The sequence below is a fragment of the Pseudomonas solani genome (assembly GCF_026072635.1).
Taxonomy (GTDB): Bacteria; Pseudomonadota; Gammaproteobacteria; order Pseudomonadales; family Pseudomonadaceae; genus Metapseudomonas; species Metapseudomonas solani.
On record NZ_AP023081.1, the window covers coordinates 4,474,749 to 4,488,546 of the forward strand.

A 13,798-nucleotide genomic window follows, 5' to 3' on the forward strand; every position below is an offset into this window, starting at 1 on the left:
GGCCGACTATAACGCGCGGCCCGGCGCACTGTGAACGCAGACGGGGCATTCAGTCACTGAATGGGCGGTCACTCTCCCTCCAGCCTAGCCATTCCCTTTGCGCGGCGTACCCCGACCTGCGATGGGTGAAGGCTCAAGCACGGGCCTGCCAGGGCCGCGACTGTCACCTTCGGCTACAGGGGCGCACGTCTCGTGGGGGCGGATTCGTCCGCGATGGGCGCCGGCGGTCAGTCGTTCTTCTCCGGCGGCGGCCGTTCGAAGCGGGTGGTGAAGGCCTCGATGAAGGCGTTGCGCAGGATCGACAGGAAGGCCTGGAAGGCGCTCACGTCCTGGCGGTGCACGTTGCCGCTGAGCTCCACGCGGGTAGCGAACTGGTCGCGCTGCTGGTTCTTCAGCAGCGTCTCGCTGCCGCCGACCAGGGCCTCCCACAGGGAGCGGAGGAAGCCCTTGTCGTCGTTCTCCACGTCCTGCTCCCAGTCGAACACGTCGACGTTGCGCAGCAGCGGCTTGATGTAGCCGCTGAGCTGGGCGTTGTCGGCACGGGCCTCGATCACCAGGTCGCCGCTGCCGGCCTTGAAGTCGAAGCGGCCGTAGGCGCGGGAGAAGTCGTTGAGCCGGGGCAGGTCGACGTCGCGTGCACGCAGGCGCAGTTCGAAGTCCTCGAAGTTCTTGAACGGGTCGAAGCGCGCCTCCACCTCCAGCGGCGCATGGCCGAGCAACTGCGCCCGGCCCTCGAAGCGCGCCACCCGCTCGCCGCTGTCGTCGGCGACGTTGGTCAGGTTGTAGAGGCTGGCGTTCACCTCGCTGGCGTCGATGTCCACCTTGGGCGTGGAGCTGAAGTTGTGGAAGGCGATGCGGCCGTTGACCACGCGCACCTCGTCGAGGGTGATGGGCAGCAGCTTGTTCAACTGGTCGCGCCAGTCGGTGCCGGCACCGGTCTGGGAGTCCTGCTTGTTCTTGCCGCCGTCGACGAAGTTCACCTCCGGCGCCTCGAAGATCACCCGCGCCACCACGCCGTGCTCGTACCAGAGCGACTGCCAGCTCACCGCCAGGTCGATGCCGGGTGCATCCAGCAGCGGCACCGGGATGTCGCCGTCGGCCTTGACGATGGACAGGCCGTTGATGCGGTACGCGCCGCGCCACCAGGCCAGGTCGACATCGGTGATGTGGCCGCGGTACTCGCCCATGTCGGCGAGCTTGTCGTTGAGGTAGTCGCGTATCAGCCAGGGCAGCGCGAAGTGCGCCACCACCAGGAGCAGGATGAGGGTGAGGAGCGCCCCGAGGGGCAGGCTGTAGCGTCTTTTCATGGGGCATCCGCCGGGGGCGATTCTCTTTCATGGACTGCCGCCCACTGCAATGAGTTCGGCTGGACTGCACCGGCACACGGGCATAGGCTGTTCGCCTTTCATCTGCCCGCTACCTCTAAGGACAGGACCATGACCCGCATCTACGCAGACAACTCCAAGGCCATCGGCAACACCCCGCTGGTGATGATCAACCGGCTCGGCCCCAAGGGCGTGACCATCCTCGCCAAGGTCGAGGGGCGCAACCCGGCCTATTCGGTGAAGTGCCGTATCGGCGCGAACATGATCTGGGACGCCGAGGAACAAGGCCGCCTGCGCCCGGGCATGACCCTGGTCGAGCCCACCTCCGGCAACACCGGCATCGGCCTGGCCTTCGTCGCGGCCGCTCGTGGCTACAAGCTGATCCTCACCATGCCGTCCTCCATGAGCCTGGAGCGCCGCAAGGTGCTCAAGGCCCTGGGCGCCGAGCTGGTGCTCACCGAGCCGGCCAAGGGTATGAAGGGCGCCATCGAAAAGGCCACCGAGATCGCCGCCGGCAACCCCGAGCAATACCTGCTGCTGCAACAGTTCGAGAACCCGGCCAACCCGGCCATCCATGAAAAGACCACCGGCCCGGAAATCTGGAACGACACCGACGGCGCGGTGGACGTGCTGGTGGCCGGCGTCGGCACCGGCGGCACCATCACCGGTGTGTCGCGCTACATCAAGCAGCAGTGCAACAAGCCGATCCTCTCGGTGGCCGTGGAACCGGCCACTTCGCCGGTGATCAGCCAGACCCTGGCCGGCGAAGAGGTCAAGCCCAGCCCGCACAAGATCCAGGGCATCGGCGCCGGCTTCGTGCCGAAGAACCTCGACCTCTCCATCGTCGACCGCGTCGAACTCACCACCGACGACGAATCCAAGACCATGGCCCTGCGCCTGATGCGCGAGGAAGGCATCCTCTGCGGCATCTCCGGCGGTGCTGCCATGGCCGTCGCCGTGCGCCTGGCCGAGAAGCCGGAGATGCAGGGCAAGACCCTCGTCGTCATCCTCCCCGACTCCGGCGAGCGCTACCTCTCCACCATGCTCTTCGACGGCCTGTTCACCGAGCAGGAACTGCAGCAGTAAGGCCTATCGGCATGCCCCCGGCTCGCTGGGGGCATGCGCCCTCGTGGGAGCGAATTCATTCGCGAAATCCCGGCACCGATGCGCCGGGTTTCACGCCGAACCAGCAGGGCGGGTGCAACCCGCGTAGGGGCGAATTCATTCGCCCGGGAGCGCGAGGCGGTCGCTGGCAGCATGGGTTTCGCTTCGCTCTACGCCATCCTACAAGGCGCGTCTCCCTTCCAGCTTCTAGCTCTTGGCTGCCTTGGTTTCATAACTCCCCGACTCATAACTGACCCCGTGCCTCACCCGTGGCGGCTCCTCGCCTTCGTGGAGCATGGTCACGTTGTCGATGATCGCCTTGTCGGCGATGGTCAGCCGGTCGAGCATGCGCAGGTGTTGCAGCCAGTTGTCCACCAGGAGGATTTCCTGCCAGTTCTCCTGGTCGCTGGTGTCGCGGTACAGCGCCCAGCGGTCGGCACCGTTGCGCAGGCGCAGGCGGCGGAGAATCTGCATGGCGCGGACGAAGTCGCGGGTGCGCTCCACCGGGATGCGGTATTCGATGGTCACCAGCACCGAGCCGCGGCCGGGGTTGAAGACGAAGGTCGGCTGGCCGGGCAGGGTGGTCACCGCGTGGGCGATGCTGGTGGCGTCCAGTTCCGGCAGGCGTGACTGATAGAGCAGGAAGGCGCAGGCGATCATCAGGCAGCCAGCGGCGAACAGCGCGCCCTTCACCCCCATGGTTTCCGCCAGGTGGCCCCAGAGGAACGAGCCCAGCGCCAGGCCGCCGTAGAGTGCCGTCTGGTACAGCGCCAGGGCGCGCGCCTTGACCCAGTCCGGCACCAGTATCTGCACCGCCGAGTTGTAGCTGGCCACCGCGGCGATCCAGCAACCGCCGCCCAGGATCAGCGCCGGGAAGATCACCCACAGGCTGTCCAGCGAGCCCAGCGCCAGTAGCACCAGGCCCAGCAGCAGGCCGCCGAAGCTGATCAGGCGGCTGGTGCCGATGCGCCGTCGCGCCAGGTTCACCCCCAGGCTGCCGAGGATGGCCCCCACGCCCAGGGCGCCGAGCATGTAGCCGTACACCGCCGCGTCGCCGTCCGGGTTGCGGTGCGCCAGCAGTGGCAGCAAGGCCCACACGGCGCTGGCCGAGATACCGAAGGAGAAGGAGCGCAGCATCACCAGGCGGGTGACGCTGGAGTACTGGGTGAAGCGCAGGGCGGCGACCACGCCCTCCATCAGCCGCTCCGGCGGCAGGGTGCGCACCGGCAGCACGCGGCGCCAGCGCCAGATGGCCCAGATCAGCCCCAGGTAGCACAGGCAGTTGAACAGGAAGACCCAGGCCGGCCCCACCGCGCTGAGCATCAGCCCGCCGATGGCCGGGCCGGCAGCACGGGCGACGTTGTAGTTGACGCTGTTGAGCAGCACCGCGTCGCCCACCATCTTCGCCGGCACCTGCTCGTTCACCGCCGCCTGCCAGGCCGGGATGGTGATGGAGCCCCCGATGGAGATCCACAGGATGGAGACGATCAGCAGCAGCGGGTCCAGGTAGCCGAAGAAGGCCATGGCGGTGAGGAAGGTCGCCCCGCTCATCTCGAAGGCCAGGCCCGCCATCATGATCTTGCGCCGGTCGTGGTTGTCGGCCAGCACGCCGGACATGATCGACAGCAGTACCAGCGGCAGCGCGGCGGCGACCTGGATCATCGCCACCGTCGGCGGGCTGGCGTGGGCCTCGGTCACCACCCAGGCGGCGGCCACCGATTGCGCCCAGGTACCCAGGTTGGCGAACAGGTTGGCGATCCAGATGATGCGGAACGCGGTGATGGTGAAGGGGCTGAACAGGCCGCTCTTGGGGGCTTCCTCGGATTCGGGTGTGCGCGGCAGGTCGTTCTTCGGCGATACGGACTGGAGCATGGGGTGTTTCCTTGCGAGGCCGGACCGGGCCATGGGCGCCGGTCCCTGGTTACCGCGCAAGTGTAGTCAGCGTCCCGGCGGACAAAGGCCGGATCGGCGGTTTTCGCCAGTTGCATTCTTCCTCGCGGGTCCGCTGGGACTTTTGTGCAATTGTCTCGCCTGGCCACCGGGGTAAAGCTGGCGCAACGGCAGTATCGACTACGCTTGCCGAGCCCCGACTCCAATCCGCAGCCAGGAAACAAAGACAATGAGAAGTTCCTTCGCGCCTCTGCTCCTGACCCTCGCCGTGTCCGGTGCCGCACAGGCCGCCGAAACGGTGAAGATCTACAACTGGACCGACTACATCGCGCCGGACACCGTCGCCACGTTCAGCAAGGAGACCGGGATCCAGGCGACCTACGACGTCTACGACAGCAACGAAACCCTCGACGGCAAGCTGATGACCGGCAAATCCGGCTACGACATCGTCGTCCCGTCCAACCACTACATGGCCAAGCAGATCGAGGCCGGGGCGCTGAAGAAGCTCGACAAGAGCCAGCTGCCCAACTGGAAGAACCTCAACCCGGCGCTGCTCAAGGCCCTGGAGGTCAACGACCCGGGCAACGAGCATGGCTTCCCCTACCTCTGGGGCAGCACCGGCATCGGCTACAACCCGGCCAAGGTCAAGGAAGTGCTCGGCGACAACGCCCCGCTGGATTCCTGGGACCTGATCTTCAAGCCCGAGAACATGGAGAAGCTCGCCAAGTGCGGCGTCGCCATCCTCGACAACGGTCCCGAGCTGCTGCCCATCACCCTCAACTACCTGGGCCTGCCGCACCACACCAAGAAGCCGGAAGACTACAAGACCGCCGAGGCCGCGTTGCTCAAGGTCCGCCCCTACGTGCGCTACTTCCACTCGTCCAAATACGTGGGTGACCTGGCCAACGGCGAAATCTGCGTGGCGGTCGGCTTCTCCGGCGACATCCTCCAGGCCGCCACCCGCGCCAAGGAGGCCGGCAACGGCGTCGAGATCAAGTACTCCACGCCCAAGGAAGGCTCGCCGATGTGGTTCGACATGGTCGCCATGCCGGTGGACGCCCCCGACGAGAAGGCCGGCTACGCCTTCATGAACTACCTGCTGCGCCCCGAGGTGATCGCTGGCGTGAGCAACTACGTGCACTACGCCAACGGCAACAACGCCGCCGAACCGCTGGTGGAAGCCGACATCAAGGCCGACCCGGCGATCTACCCGCCGGCCGACGTCATGGCCAAGCTGTTCGCCCTGGAATCCATGCCGCAGAAGATCGACCGCGTGCGCACCCGCACCTGGAACACCGTCAAGACCGGCAAATGATCCAACGCTGAAACGAAAACGCCCCGGCCATCCGGGGCGTTTTTCTTGTGGGCATTGTTCTTGTGGGAGCGGATTCATCCGCGATCAGTCAACACCGCAGCGTCGGGTTTCACCCGACCTACAGGGGTGGCAACGCGTAGGGCGGATGCAACCCGCGTAGGGGCGAATTGATTGGCTAAGTGTTGCTCGAGGATCTGAGCCCAGCTGATTGCCGAGCTTTGTTGAGGCTTTTCGTTTCGCCCACCCGGGCGAGTCCCTTTTCCAATCGCTGGAACGCCAGCCCGGTGAAAAGGAACCAAAAAACTTGCCCCTCCATACGGGTCTGGCTTCGCCAGACTTCCCTCGCTCCATCGCCGTTCCAGGGGCACGCCGCGAAGGGCCATCCCTGGCCCATCGCGGCTCTCGCGACATCCATGTCGCTCAACCCCTTCCACGAAGATTCGCTCGGCCTCTTGGGAAGGGGCGTTGGCGGCTGCTCCAACTTTATTCGCCCAGCGCATCACCACGTGGTGCGCACGGACTTTCGTAGGATGGGTAGAGCGGAGCGAAACCCATGCGGTGGAGGAGGCAGTGGAGGTGGCAGAGGCTCTTGGGCGCCCGGAACGCAACGTGCCTGAGAGCCTGCTTTAAAACCACAACAGCTAACGTAGACATGGCCAATTCATTCGCCCGGCGACGCTCCAACCCGCACCCACCTACGAGGCCTGTTCCACCTTCACCGCCGCCACCGCCGGGCGCAGCACCAGCCACAGCGCCAGGGCGATCAGCACGCCGCCCTGCAGGTGCGCCCAGGACAGCGACTCGTCCAGCAGCAGCGCCCCCCAGAACACCCCGAACAGCGGGATGAGGAAGGTCACCGTCATGGTCTTCACCGGGCCGACGTTGGCGATCAGGCGGAAGTAGATGACGTAGGCGAACGAGGTGCACAGCAGTCCCAGCCCGGCCAGCGCCAGCCAGATGCCCGGCTCGGCCAGGGGCGCCAGGGGCATGGCGTGGCTGCTGGCGAGGAAGATCGGCAGCAGGCACAGCGTCGCACCGGCCTGGGCACCGAAGGCCGAGAGGCCACTGTCCAGGCCACCGGCATCGTTGATCCAGCGCTTGGTGAAGAAGCCGGCGAAGCCGTAGCAGGTGGTCGCCATCAGGCAGGCCAGGGCACCGCGCAGCAGGTCGGCGTCGAAGGCCACCGGGCCGGCGCCGGTCAGCACCGCCACGCCGGCCAGGCCCAGCAGCACGCCGGCGGCCTTGGGCAGGGTCAGCTTCTCGCCGAAGAACAACCCGCCGATCAGCACGCCCATCAATGGCGTGGTGGCGTTGAAGATGGCCGAGTAGCCCGCCGGCAGCACCTCGGCGGCGAGCGCGTACATGGCGGCGGGAATGCCCGAGCTGACCACGCCAATCAGCAGGATCTTGCCCAGCTTGCCGCGGAAGTCCCAGGTCACCCGCAGCAGCGCCAGGATCGCCACCAGGCCGATGGCCGAAATGGCCACGCGAAAGAACGCCGTCGGAAGCGCGCCGATCACCGGCACCAGCACGCGCATGAACAGGAAGCTGGCGCCCCAGATGGCGGCGAGGCTCAGCAGGCGGACGAGATCGGCGGGTTTCATTGAGTGGCTCCGAGGCAGGAGCGGCACAGCTTACGCCGCCCCGGTAGCGGTGCAATCGACAACTTGCGATCAAATCGGCGGCACAGTTTGGCAAGGCGTCTGGGCTGGGCGTTGTGCGGGGCGGGTGGTTCGTTGGGCGGGTAAACATCCATGTTTGTAGAACGTGGCTTTGCTTTTGGTGCCCTGGAAGGGAGCGCAACCAGACCTTGGAGCATGCAGCCGTCGCTCACTCCGGACGTAGGGTGTGCTGCGCGCACCGGGAGCTTGCCGGAAGCACCGAGCGGCGGTGCACACGGCACACCCTACGGCACGCGTTCATCCTGTCGAGTCCTCAGGTTGTAGGTCGGGTGAAATCCGGCGTTGCGGGGCGGGGCATAGCGGATGACTCCGCTCCCACAAGGGCGCCGGGGCGTGGCCGTTACAGGGCGGCTTCGAAGACTTCCTTGCCACCGAACCAGGTCTTCAGCACCTGGGTGTCGCGCAGGGCCTCGGGCTCCACCTGGAACACGTCGCGGTCCAGCAGGATCAGGTCGGCCTGCTTGCCGGGGGCCAGCGAGCCGATCTGCCGGTCCAGGCCGATGGTGCGCGCCGCGTTGAGGGTGTAGGCCTGGAACATGGTTTCCCGGTCGATTTCCTCGCTCGGGTTGAGCACGCCCTTGGGCCCCTTGCGGCTGACGGCCTGGTAGATCGCCTTCCAGGGTTGCGGCGTGGTCACCGGCCAGTCGCTGGCGCCGGCGATGGTGGCGCCGTTCTTCAGCAGCGAGCGGGCCGGATACTGGTACTGGAAGGCCATGGCGCTGATGTAGGGCTGCACCAGGTCCAGGGTGGCGTCGTCGGCGCTGGCCCAGTAGAGCTGCATGGAGGCGATCACGTCGAGCGGCTTGAAGCGGGCGAACTCCTTGGGGTTGACCATCTGCAGGTGGGTGATGGAGTGGGGGATGCCACTGTGCCGGTCCTTGCGCGCCTGCTCGATGCCGTTGAGGGATTCGCGCACCGCGCGGTCGCCAATGGCGTGCACATGCACCAGCCAGCCACGGGCGTCCGCCGCGCTGACCAGCTCGCCGAAATGCGCCGGGTCGATCAGCAGCTCGCCGTACTTCTTGGAGTTCTTGTAGGGCTCCAGCAGGGCGGCGGTCTGCGCCGGGTACTCGGGCACGCCGTCGGCGAAGATCTTGATGCCCGGCAGGCTCAGGTTGGGCACGCCCTGGAACTGCCGGCGCACCTGGTCGAGGGTGTCCAGGTCGGCGGGGCGGCTCTTCGGATGGGCCACCAGCAGCGCGGCGACGTGGGCGGTCAGTTCGCCCTTCTCGGCCATGGCCTTGTAAACCGGCAGGATGCCCAGGGTCTGGGCGGTGGGCTTGAAGTCGAACAGCGGCTCGCCGGGGGCGGCGTTGGCCGCCGGGTCCATCCAGGCGGTGATGCCCAGGCTGAGGTTGTAGCGCAGGGCCGCGCGGCCGGCCTCCAGCAATTGCTCGGGGGTTGCCGTCGGGTATTGCGCCAGCACCGGGTCGAGGCCGGCGTCGGCGAGGAAGCCGTTGGGGCGCTGGTCTTCGTGGTGGCCAACGGTGGCCAGCTGCTCGCCCTTGAGGGCTTTCACGGTGTTGGCGTCGATGCCGGCGCGTTTCAGCATGGCCTGGTTGACCCAGCCGGTGTGCTGGTCCCAGCCGATGAAGGCGATGGGCACGTCCTTCCATTCGCCCTGGTTGAAGCGCCGCTCGAACTCCGCCACCTGGCTCCAGTAGGCCGAGGGCAGGCCGCCGACGCTGAGGATGTCGCCCTGGCGCGCCTTGCCGTCGTCGCGCCACTGGCGCAGGCGCCGCTCCAGCTCGTCCATGGGCAGGAGCTGGGTGTCGACGGTGGCCGACGCCAGCTCCAGGCCCCCCATGACCGCATGGGAGTGGGAGTCGACGAAGCCGGGCATCAGCACCTTGCCGCCCAGGTCGACCACGCGGGTGTCGGCTTCCTTGAGCCGCAGCATGTCGGCGTCGCTGCCCACCGCGCGGATCTTGCCGTCCTCCACGGCCACGGCCTGCTGCAGGGGCTGGCCGGGCTCGGCGGTGTAGACCTTGGCGTTGTGCAGGATCAGGTCCACCGCCGCCATGCTTTCCATGGAGGCACAGATCAGGGCGGTGGCGAGGAGGGTGGGGGCGAGGCGCTTCATCGGCTGGGCTCCGGTTTTTGTTGGTATGGCGCTGAGCCTAACCAAGCCGGGGCGGCGGCAGAATGCTATGTTCGCGCACAACTTCTATGCCGGATCGGAACAGGTCGATGGACAAGCTCAGTGCCCTCTCGATGTTTATCGCCACCGCCGAGCACGGCAGCTTCAGCCGCGCGGCCGAGCAACTGGGCAAGACGCCCTCGGCGCTGACCAAGGCGGTGGGCCACCTGGAAGCCGAGCTGGGGGTGCGCCTGTTCGAGCGCACCACCCGGCGCATGGCGCTGACCGAAGCCGGGCACATCTACCTGGAAGGTGCGCGCCAGGCACTGATGCAACTGCAACTGGCCGGCGAGGAAGTGGACCAGCTGCAGCACGAATTGCGCGGCACCCTGCGCCTCACCGCGCCGCCGTCCTTCGGCCCGGCCTTTCTCAATGAGGTTTGCTGCCGCTACATGGACGCCCATCCCCAGGTGCGCCTGGAGGTGGACCTCAACGACGCCTTCGTCGACCTCATCGACGGCGGCTACGACCTGGCCCTGCGCGACGGCCCCACCGAGCTGCCGGGGTTGATTGCCAGGCCCCTGGCCGAGAATAGCGTCTACCTGTGCTGCACCCCGGGCTACCTGGAGCGCAAGGGCATGGGGGTGACCCTGGAGAACTTCCAGCAGCACGACTGGCTGATCTTCCAGCACCCCATGCTCAACCGGCATTTCTGGTGGCTGCGCCTGGGCGAGGAGCGCATCCGCCTGGCCCACCCGGTGGCGCACCTGGCCAGCGACAACTACGACTTCCTGCTCGCCTGCCTGCTGCGTGGCCATGGCCTGCAACCGCTCCCGCGCTGGAGCGCCAAGCCTTACCTGGCCAGCGGCCAACTGGTGCGGGTGATGCCCGAATACCTGCTGGAGCCCGATGTCTTCGGCCCCTGGGTGCACGTGCTCTACCTCTCCCACCGCCGGCGTACGCGCAAGGTCCGGGCGTTCATCGACATGCTCGAAGGCTATATGCAGGAGCGGGGGATCGGCTGAGGGCGAGTGGTGGACCGGTGGTGCGCATCCAGCACCGGGCCTGTAGGTTGGCGCCGAGCGCAGCGAGGCCCAACGCAACGGTGCCGGCCCATTTCGCGAATGAATTCGCTCCCACGAGGTGTGTGTCGTGCGCTGCGCCTTGGGCGAATGAATTGGCTCTATTTGCGTTAGCTGTTGTGGTTTTAATGCAAGCGCTCAAGCACTGCCCTTTCCGGGCGCCCAAGGGTTCGTGCCACCTCCACCGCATGGGTTTCGCTTCGCTCTACACCATCCTACGAAAGCTCGTGCGCACCACGTGGCGATGCGCTGGACGAAGAAAGGTGGAGCAGCCGCCAACGCCCCTCCAGGAGGCCGAACGCAGTCGTTGCGCCGGGGGACGAGCGGCATGGATGCCGCGAGAGGCGCGCCAGGCCATGGATGGCCCATCGCGCCGGCCCCCGATAGCGACGATGGAGTGAGGGAACCCCGGCGAAGCCGGGGCCGGATGATGGGGCAAGTTTTTTGGTTCCTTTTCACCGGGCTGGCGTTCCAGCGATTGGAAAAGGGACTCGCCCGGGTGGGCGAAACCAGAAACATCAGCAGAACTCGGCAATCAGCTGGACTCAAATCCTCTAGCAACACTTAACGCAAACAGAGCCAATGAATTCGCCCCTACAGGCGGACCGGTGTGCGTTGCCTGGGGGCAACGCACCGGGCCATCAGAACGACTTGCTGACGCTCGCCACCACCGTCGCGCTGCAGGTGTCGGTGAAGCCGTAGTTGCTGGCGCACTGGCTTTCCGAGAGGTCGGTGTCGACGTAGGCGAGGCCCCAGGTGACGCCGAGGAAGTCGCGGGTCAGCTTGGCTTCCCACTCGCGGTACGACTCGCTGCCGGTGCCGCTGCGCGACCAGAACAGCGGGTCCTTGAAGTCCATGCGCCCGTAGCGCAACTCCAGGCCCACCTCCAGGGGCAGCTGGGTCTCGTAGCCGACCCAGGTGTAGAGGGTGTCCTGGTCCTCGCCGATGATGTTCGGCGCGTCGTCCGAGTAATAGGCGGCGGCCTTGAAACCGTAGGCGCTGAGGATGGCGTACACCTCGCTCTGGTTGAACTGGCTCTCCTTCGGGTAGGCGTACTTGATCACGCCCAGGTCCAGGCTCACATCGTCCGTGGCCTGCCAGTACCAGCCGGCGTAGTAGTCCACTTCCTGGCGGGTCTTGAGGCCGAAGCCGAAGTCGACGTTGGAGGTCCAGGCCCCCGCGTACAGGCCGCTGGAGTGCAGCAGCGTGGCGCCGGCCTGGGCGGCGGGGTCGCCCTGGGTCTGGGAGATGCCGCGGGTGCGGTAGTCGCTGGCCAGGTTGAGGTCGATCTGCACGGCGAAGTCGTCGGTGATCGGCAGCGCGGCCTGGCTGCACAGCGGGGCTAGCGCGAGGCCGGCGAGGAGGAGGGTGGTGGAACGCTTCATGGTGGATTCCCGATCTTGTGGTTGTTATGGGCAGATGAAGGGCAAGGCTCCGCCCGACCCCCATGCAGCGGGGGCCAGGCATCACCGGTGGTGCGGTTGTTGTTATGGGGCGGGGGCGTAGATCTCGCGGCCGCCGAAGTAGGTCTTGAGCACCTGGGTTTCGGCCAGGGCCTTGGCGTCCACCTTGAACACGTCGCGGTCGAGGACGATGAAGTCGGCCTGCTTGCCGGCGGCCAGCGAGCCGATGCTCTTCTCCTGGCCGATGGTCCGGGCGGCGTTGAGGGTGTAGGCGTAGAACATGGTCTCGCGGTCCAGGCGCTCCTCGGCGTTGAGCACGCCTTTCTCGCCTTCGCGGGTCACCGCCTGGGCCATGGCCGCCCAGGGGTTGGGCGAGGACACCGGCCAGTCGCTGGCGCCGGCGATGGTCGCGCCCTGTTGCAGCAGCGAGTGGGCCGGGTACTGGTAGCGGAAGGCGAAGGCACTGACGTAGGGCTTGACCATGTCCAGCGTGTAGTCGTCACCGGCGGCCCACAGCAGCTGCATGGAGGCGATCACTTTGAGCGGCTTGAAGCGCGCGAACTCCTTGGGGTTGACCAGTTGCAGGTGGGTGATGGAATGCACCACGCCGCTCTGCCGGTCCTTGCGTGCCTGCTCGATGCCGTTGAGCGCCTCGCGCACCGCGCGGTCGCCGATGGCGTGGATGTGCACCAGCCAGCCGCGTGCGTCCGCCGCGCTCACCAGCTCGCCGAAGTGCGCCGGGTCGATCAGCAGCTCGCCCTGCTTGTGGCTGTTGCTGTAGGGGTCGATCAGCGCCGCACTCTGCGCCGGGTACTCCAGCACGCCGTCGGCGAAGATCTTGATCCCCGGCAGGCTCAGGTTGTCGATGCCCTGGAACTGCTGGCGCACCTTCTCCAGGGTTTCCAGGTCGGCGGGGCGGCTCTTCGGGTGGGCCACCAGCAGCGCGGCGACGTGGGCGGTCAGCTCGCCTTTCTCGGCCAGCGCCTTGTACACCGGCAGCACGCCGACGGACTTCTCCGTGGGCTTCAGGGCGAACAGCGGTTCGCCGGGGGCGCCGTTGGCGGCCGGGTCCATCCAGGCGGTGATGCCCAGGCTGTTGTTGGTGCGCACCGCGTTCTCGCCGGCGCGCAGCAGCAGGGCCGGGTCGATGGGCGGCAGCACGGCGGCGACGCGGTCCCAGCCGGCGTCCACCAGGAAGCCGTTGGGCTCGCCATCCTTGCCCAGGCCGATGGTGCCGCGCTCGGCCTCTGGCAGGGCGGCGACCAGCTTGGCATCGATGCCGGCGCGCTTGCGCATGGCGGCGTTGGCCCAGGCGGTGTGGTGGTCGCTGCCGACGAAGACGATGGGCACCTCAGCCCACTCACCTTGGTCGAAACGCTGGCCCATGGCGTCGGCCTGGGCCCAGTAGGCGGAGGTCATGCCCGCCACGTTGAGGGTGTCGCCGTGGCGCGCGGTGCCGTCGTCGCGCCAGCCGCGCAGGCGTTTTTCCAGTTCCTCCAGGCTCACCTGCTCATCGCCCATGTTGGCGGTGGACATCTCCAGGCCGCCGAAGATGGCGTGGGAGTGGGTGTCGATCAGGCCCGGCATCAGCGCCTTGCCGGCCAGGTCGATGCGTTGGGTGGAGGCGTCCGCCAGGGCCTTGATCTCGGCATCGCTGCCCACCGCCAGCACCTTGCCGTTCTCCACGGCGATGGCCTGCACCATGGGCCGGGCCTTGTCGGCGGTGAACACCTTGCCGTTGAACAGCACCATATCGGCGCCGGCCATGGCTTCCATCGAGGAAAAAGCCACCGCAGCGGCCAGTAGTCGTGGAACGAAGTTTTTCACGGGCTCCCCCCTTTGTTTTTATCGGTCTGCCAGCGAGACTAGCGGCTCCCCGGGGCTGGCAGAACGCCGGCAGCGTGCAAAACCCTTTTG

9 protein-coding genes are annotated in these 13,798 nt (G+C 66.9%); 3 read left to right on the forward strand and 6 right to left on the reverse strand.

The window, feature by feature from the left end:
- Positions 1-227: 227 nt before the first annotated feature.
- Positions 228-1,307: a DUF748 domain-containing protein gene (locus tag PSm6_RS20395; protein WP_265168069.1), complete on the reverse strand. Its 1,080-nt coding sequence runs from the start codon at positions 1,305-1,307 to the stop codon at positions 228-230.
- Between the two features lie 129 nt (positions 1,308-1,436).
- Here PSm6_RS20395 and cysK point away from each other — a divergent pair, with 129 nt between their 5' ends.
- A complete protein-coding gene (cysK, locus tag PSm6_RS20400) occupies positions 1,437-2,411 on the forward strand; it encodes a cysteine synthase A (RefSeq protein ID WP_021220271.1) in 975 nt (324 codons plus the stop codon).
- A 225-nt stretch (positions 2,412-2,636) separates the two neighbouring features.
- Here the strand turns inward: cysK and PSm6_RS20405 are convergent, their stop codons facing one another.
- Positions 2,637-4,301 carry an MFS transporter gene (locus tag PSm6_RS20405; protein WP_265168070.1) on the reverse strand — a complete coding sequence of 555 codons (1,665 nt, stop codon included), beginning with the start codon at positions 4,299-4,301 and terminating at the stop codon, positions 2,637-2,639.
- A 247-nt stretch (positions 4,302-4,548) separates the two neighbouring features.
- Here PSm6_RS20405 and PSm6_RS20410 point away from each other — a divergent pair, with 247 nt between their 5' ends.
- A complete protein-coding gene (locus PSm6_RS20410; protein WP_263402220.1) occupies positions 4,549-5,634 on the forward strand; it encodes a polyamine ABC transporter substrate-binding protein in 1,086 nt (361 codons plus the stop codon).
- Positions 5,635-6,329: 695 nt separating this feature from the next.
- On the opposite strand, the gene PSm6_RS20415 is transcribed toward PSm6_RS20410, so the two are convergent.
- Positions 6,330-7,238 (reverse strand): DMT family transporter, encoded by a 909-nt coding sequence (locus PSm6_RS20415; RefSeq protein WP_043246519.1) that lies wholly within the window; start codon positions 7,236-7,238, stop codon positions 6,330-6,332.
- A 418-nt stretch (positions 7,239-7,656) separates the two neighbouring features.
- Positions 7,657-9,399: an amidohydrolase gene (locus PSm6_RS20420; protein ID WP_265168071.1), complete on the reverse strand. Its 1,743-nt coding sequence runs from the start codon at positions 9,397-9,399 to the stop codon at positions 7,657-7,659.
- A gap of 107 nt (positions 9,400-9,506) precedes the next feature.
- Here PSm6_RS20420 and PSm6_RS20425 point away from each other — a divergent pair, with 107 nt between their 5' ends.
- A complete protein-coding gene (locus PSm6_RS20425; protein WP_265168072.1) occupies positions 9,507-10,421 on the forward strand; it encodes a LysR family transcriptional regulator in 915 nt (304 codons plus the stop codon).
- Between the two features lie 698 nt (positions 10,422-11,119).
- Here PSm6_RS20425 and PSm6_RS20430 read toward each other — a convergent pair.
- Both PSm6_RS20430 and PSm6_RS20435 read right to left on the reverse strand, forming a co-directional pair.
- Entirely contained in the window at positions 11,120-11,863 is a 744-nt protein-coding gene (locus tag PSm6_RS20430) for a TorF family putative porin (RefSeq protein ID WP_265168073.1), read from the reverse strand.
- 102 nt (positions 11,864-11,965) lie between these two features.
- Positions 11,966-13,708, reverse strand: coding sequence for an amidohydrolase (locus PSm6_RS20435; protein ID WP_265168074.1), 1,743 nt, complete (start codon positions 13,706-13,708; stop codon positions 11,966-11,968).
- Positions 13,709-13,798 lie beyond the last annotated feature (90 nt).

What these genes read in the sequence shown, in the direction of transcription:
- PSm6_RS20425 (WP_265168072.1), top strand. Translation starts at nt 9,507, where the DNA reads ATGGACAAGCTCAGTGCCCTCTCGATGTTTATCGCCACCGCCGAGCAC.
- PSm6_RS20405 (WP_265168070.1), bottom strand. Translation starts at nt 4,301, where the DNA reads ATGCTCCAGTCCGTATCGCCGAAGAACGACCTGCCGCGCACACCCGAA.
- PSm6_RS20410 (WP_263402220.1), top strand. Translation starts at nt 4,549, where the DNA reads ATGAGAAGTTCCTTCGCGCCTCTGCTCCTGACCCTCGCCGTGTCCGGT.
- PSm6_RS20415 (WP_043246519.1), bottom strand. Translation starts at nt 7,238, where the DNA reads ATGAAACCCGCCGATCTCGTCCGCCTGCTGAGCCTCGCCGCCATCTGG.
- PSm6_RS20430 (WP_265168073.1), bottom strand. Translation starts at nt 11,863, where the DNA reads ATGAAGCGTTCCACCACCCTCCTCCTCGCCGGCCTCGCGCTAGCCCCG.
- PSm6_RS20395 (WP_265168069.1), bottom strand. Translation starts at nt 1,307, where the DNA reads ATGAAAAGACGCTACAGCCTGCCCCTCGGGGCGCTCCTCACCCTCATC.
- PSm6_RS20420 (WP_265168071.1), bottom strand. Translation starts at nt 9,399, where the DNA reads ATGAAGCGCCTCGCCCCCACCCTCCTCGCCACCGCCCTGATCTGTGCC.
- cysK (WP_021220271.1), top strand. Translation starts at nt 1,437, where the DNA reads ATGACCCGCATCTACGCAGACAACTCCAAGGCCATCGGCAACACCCCG.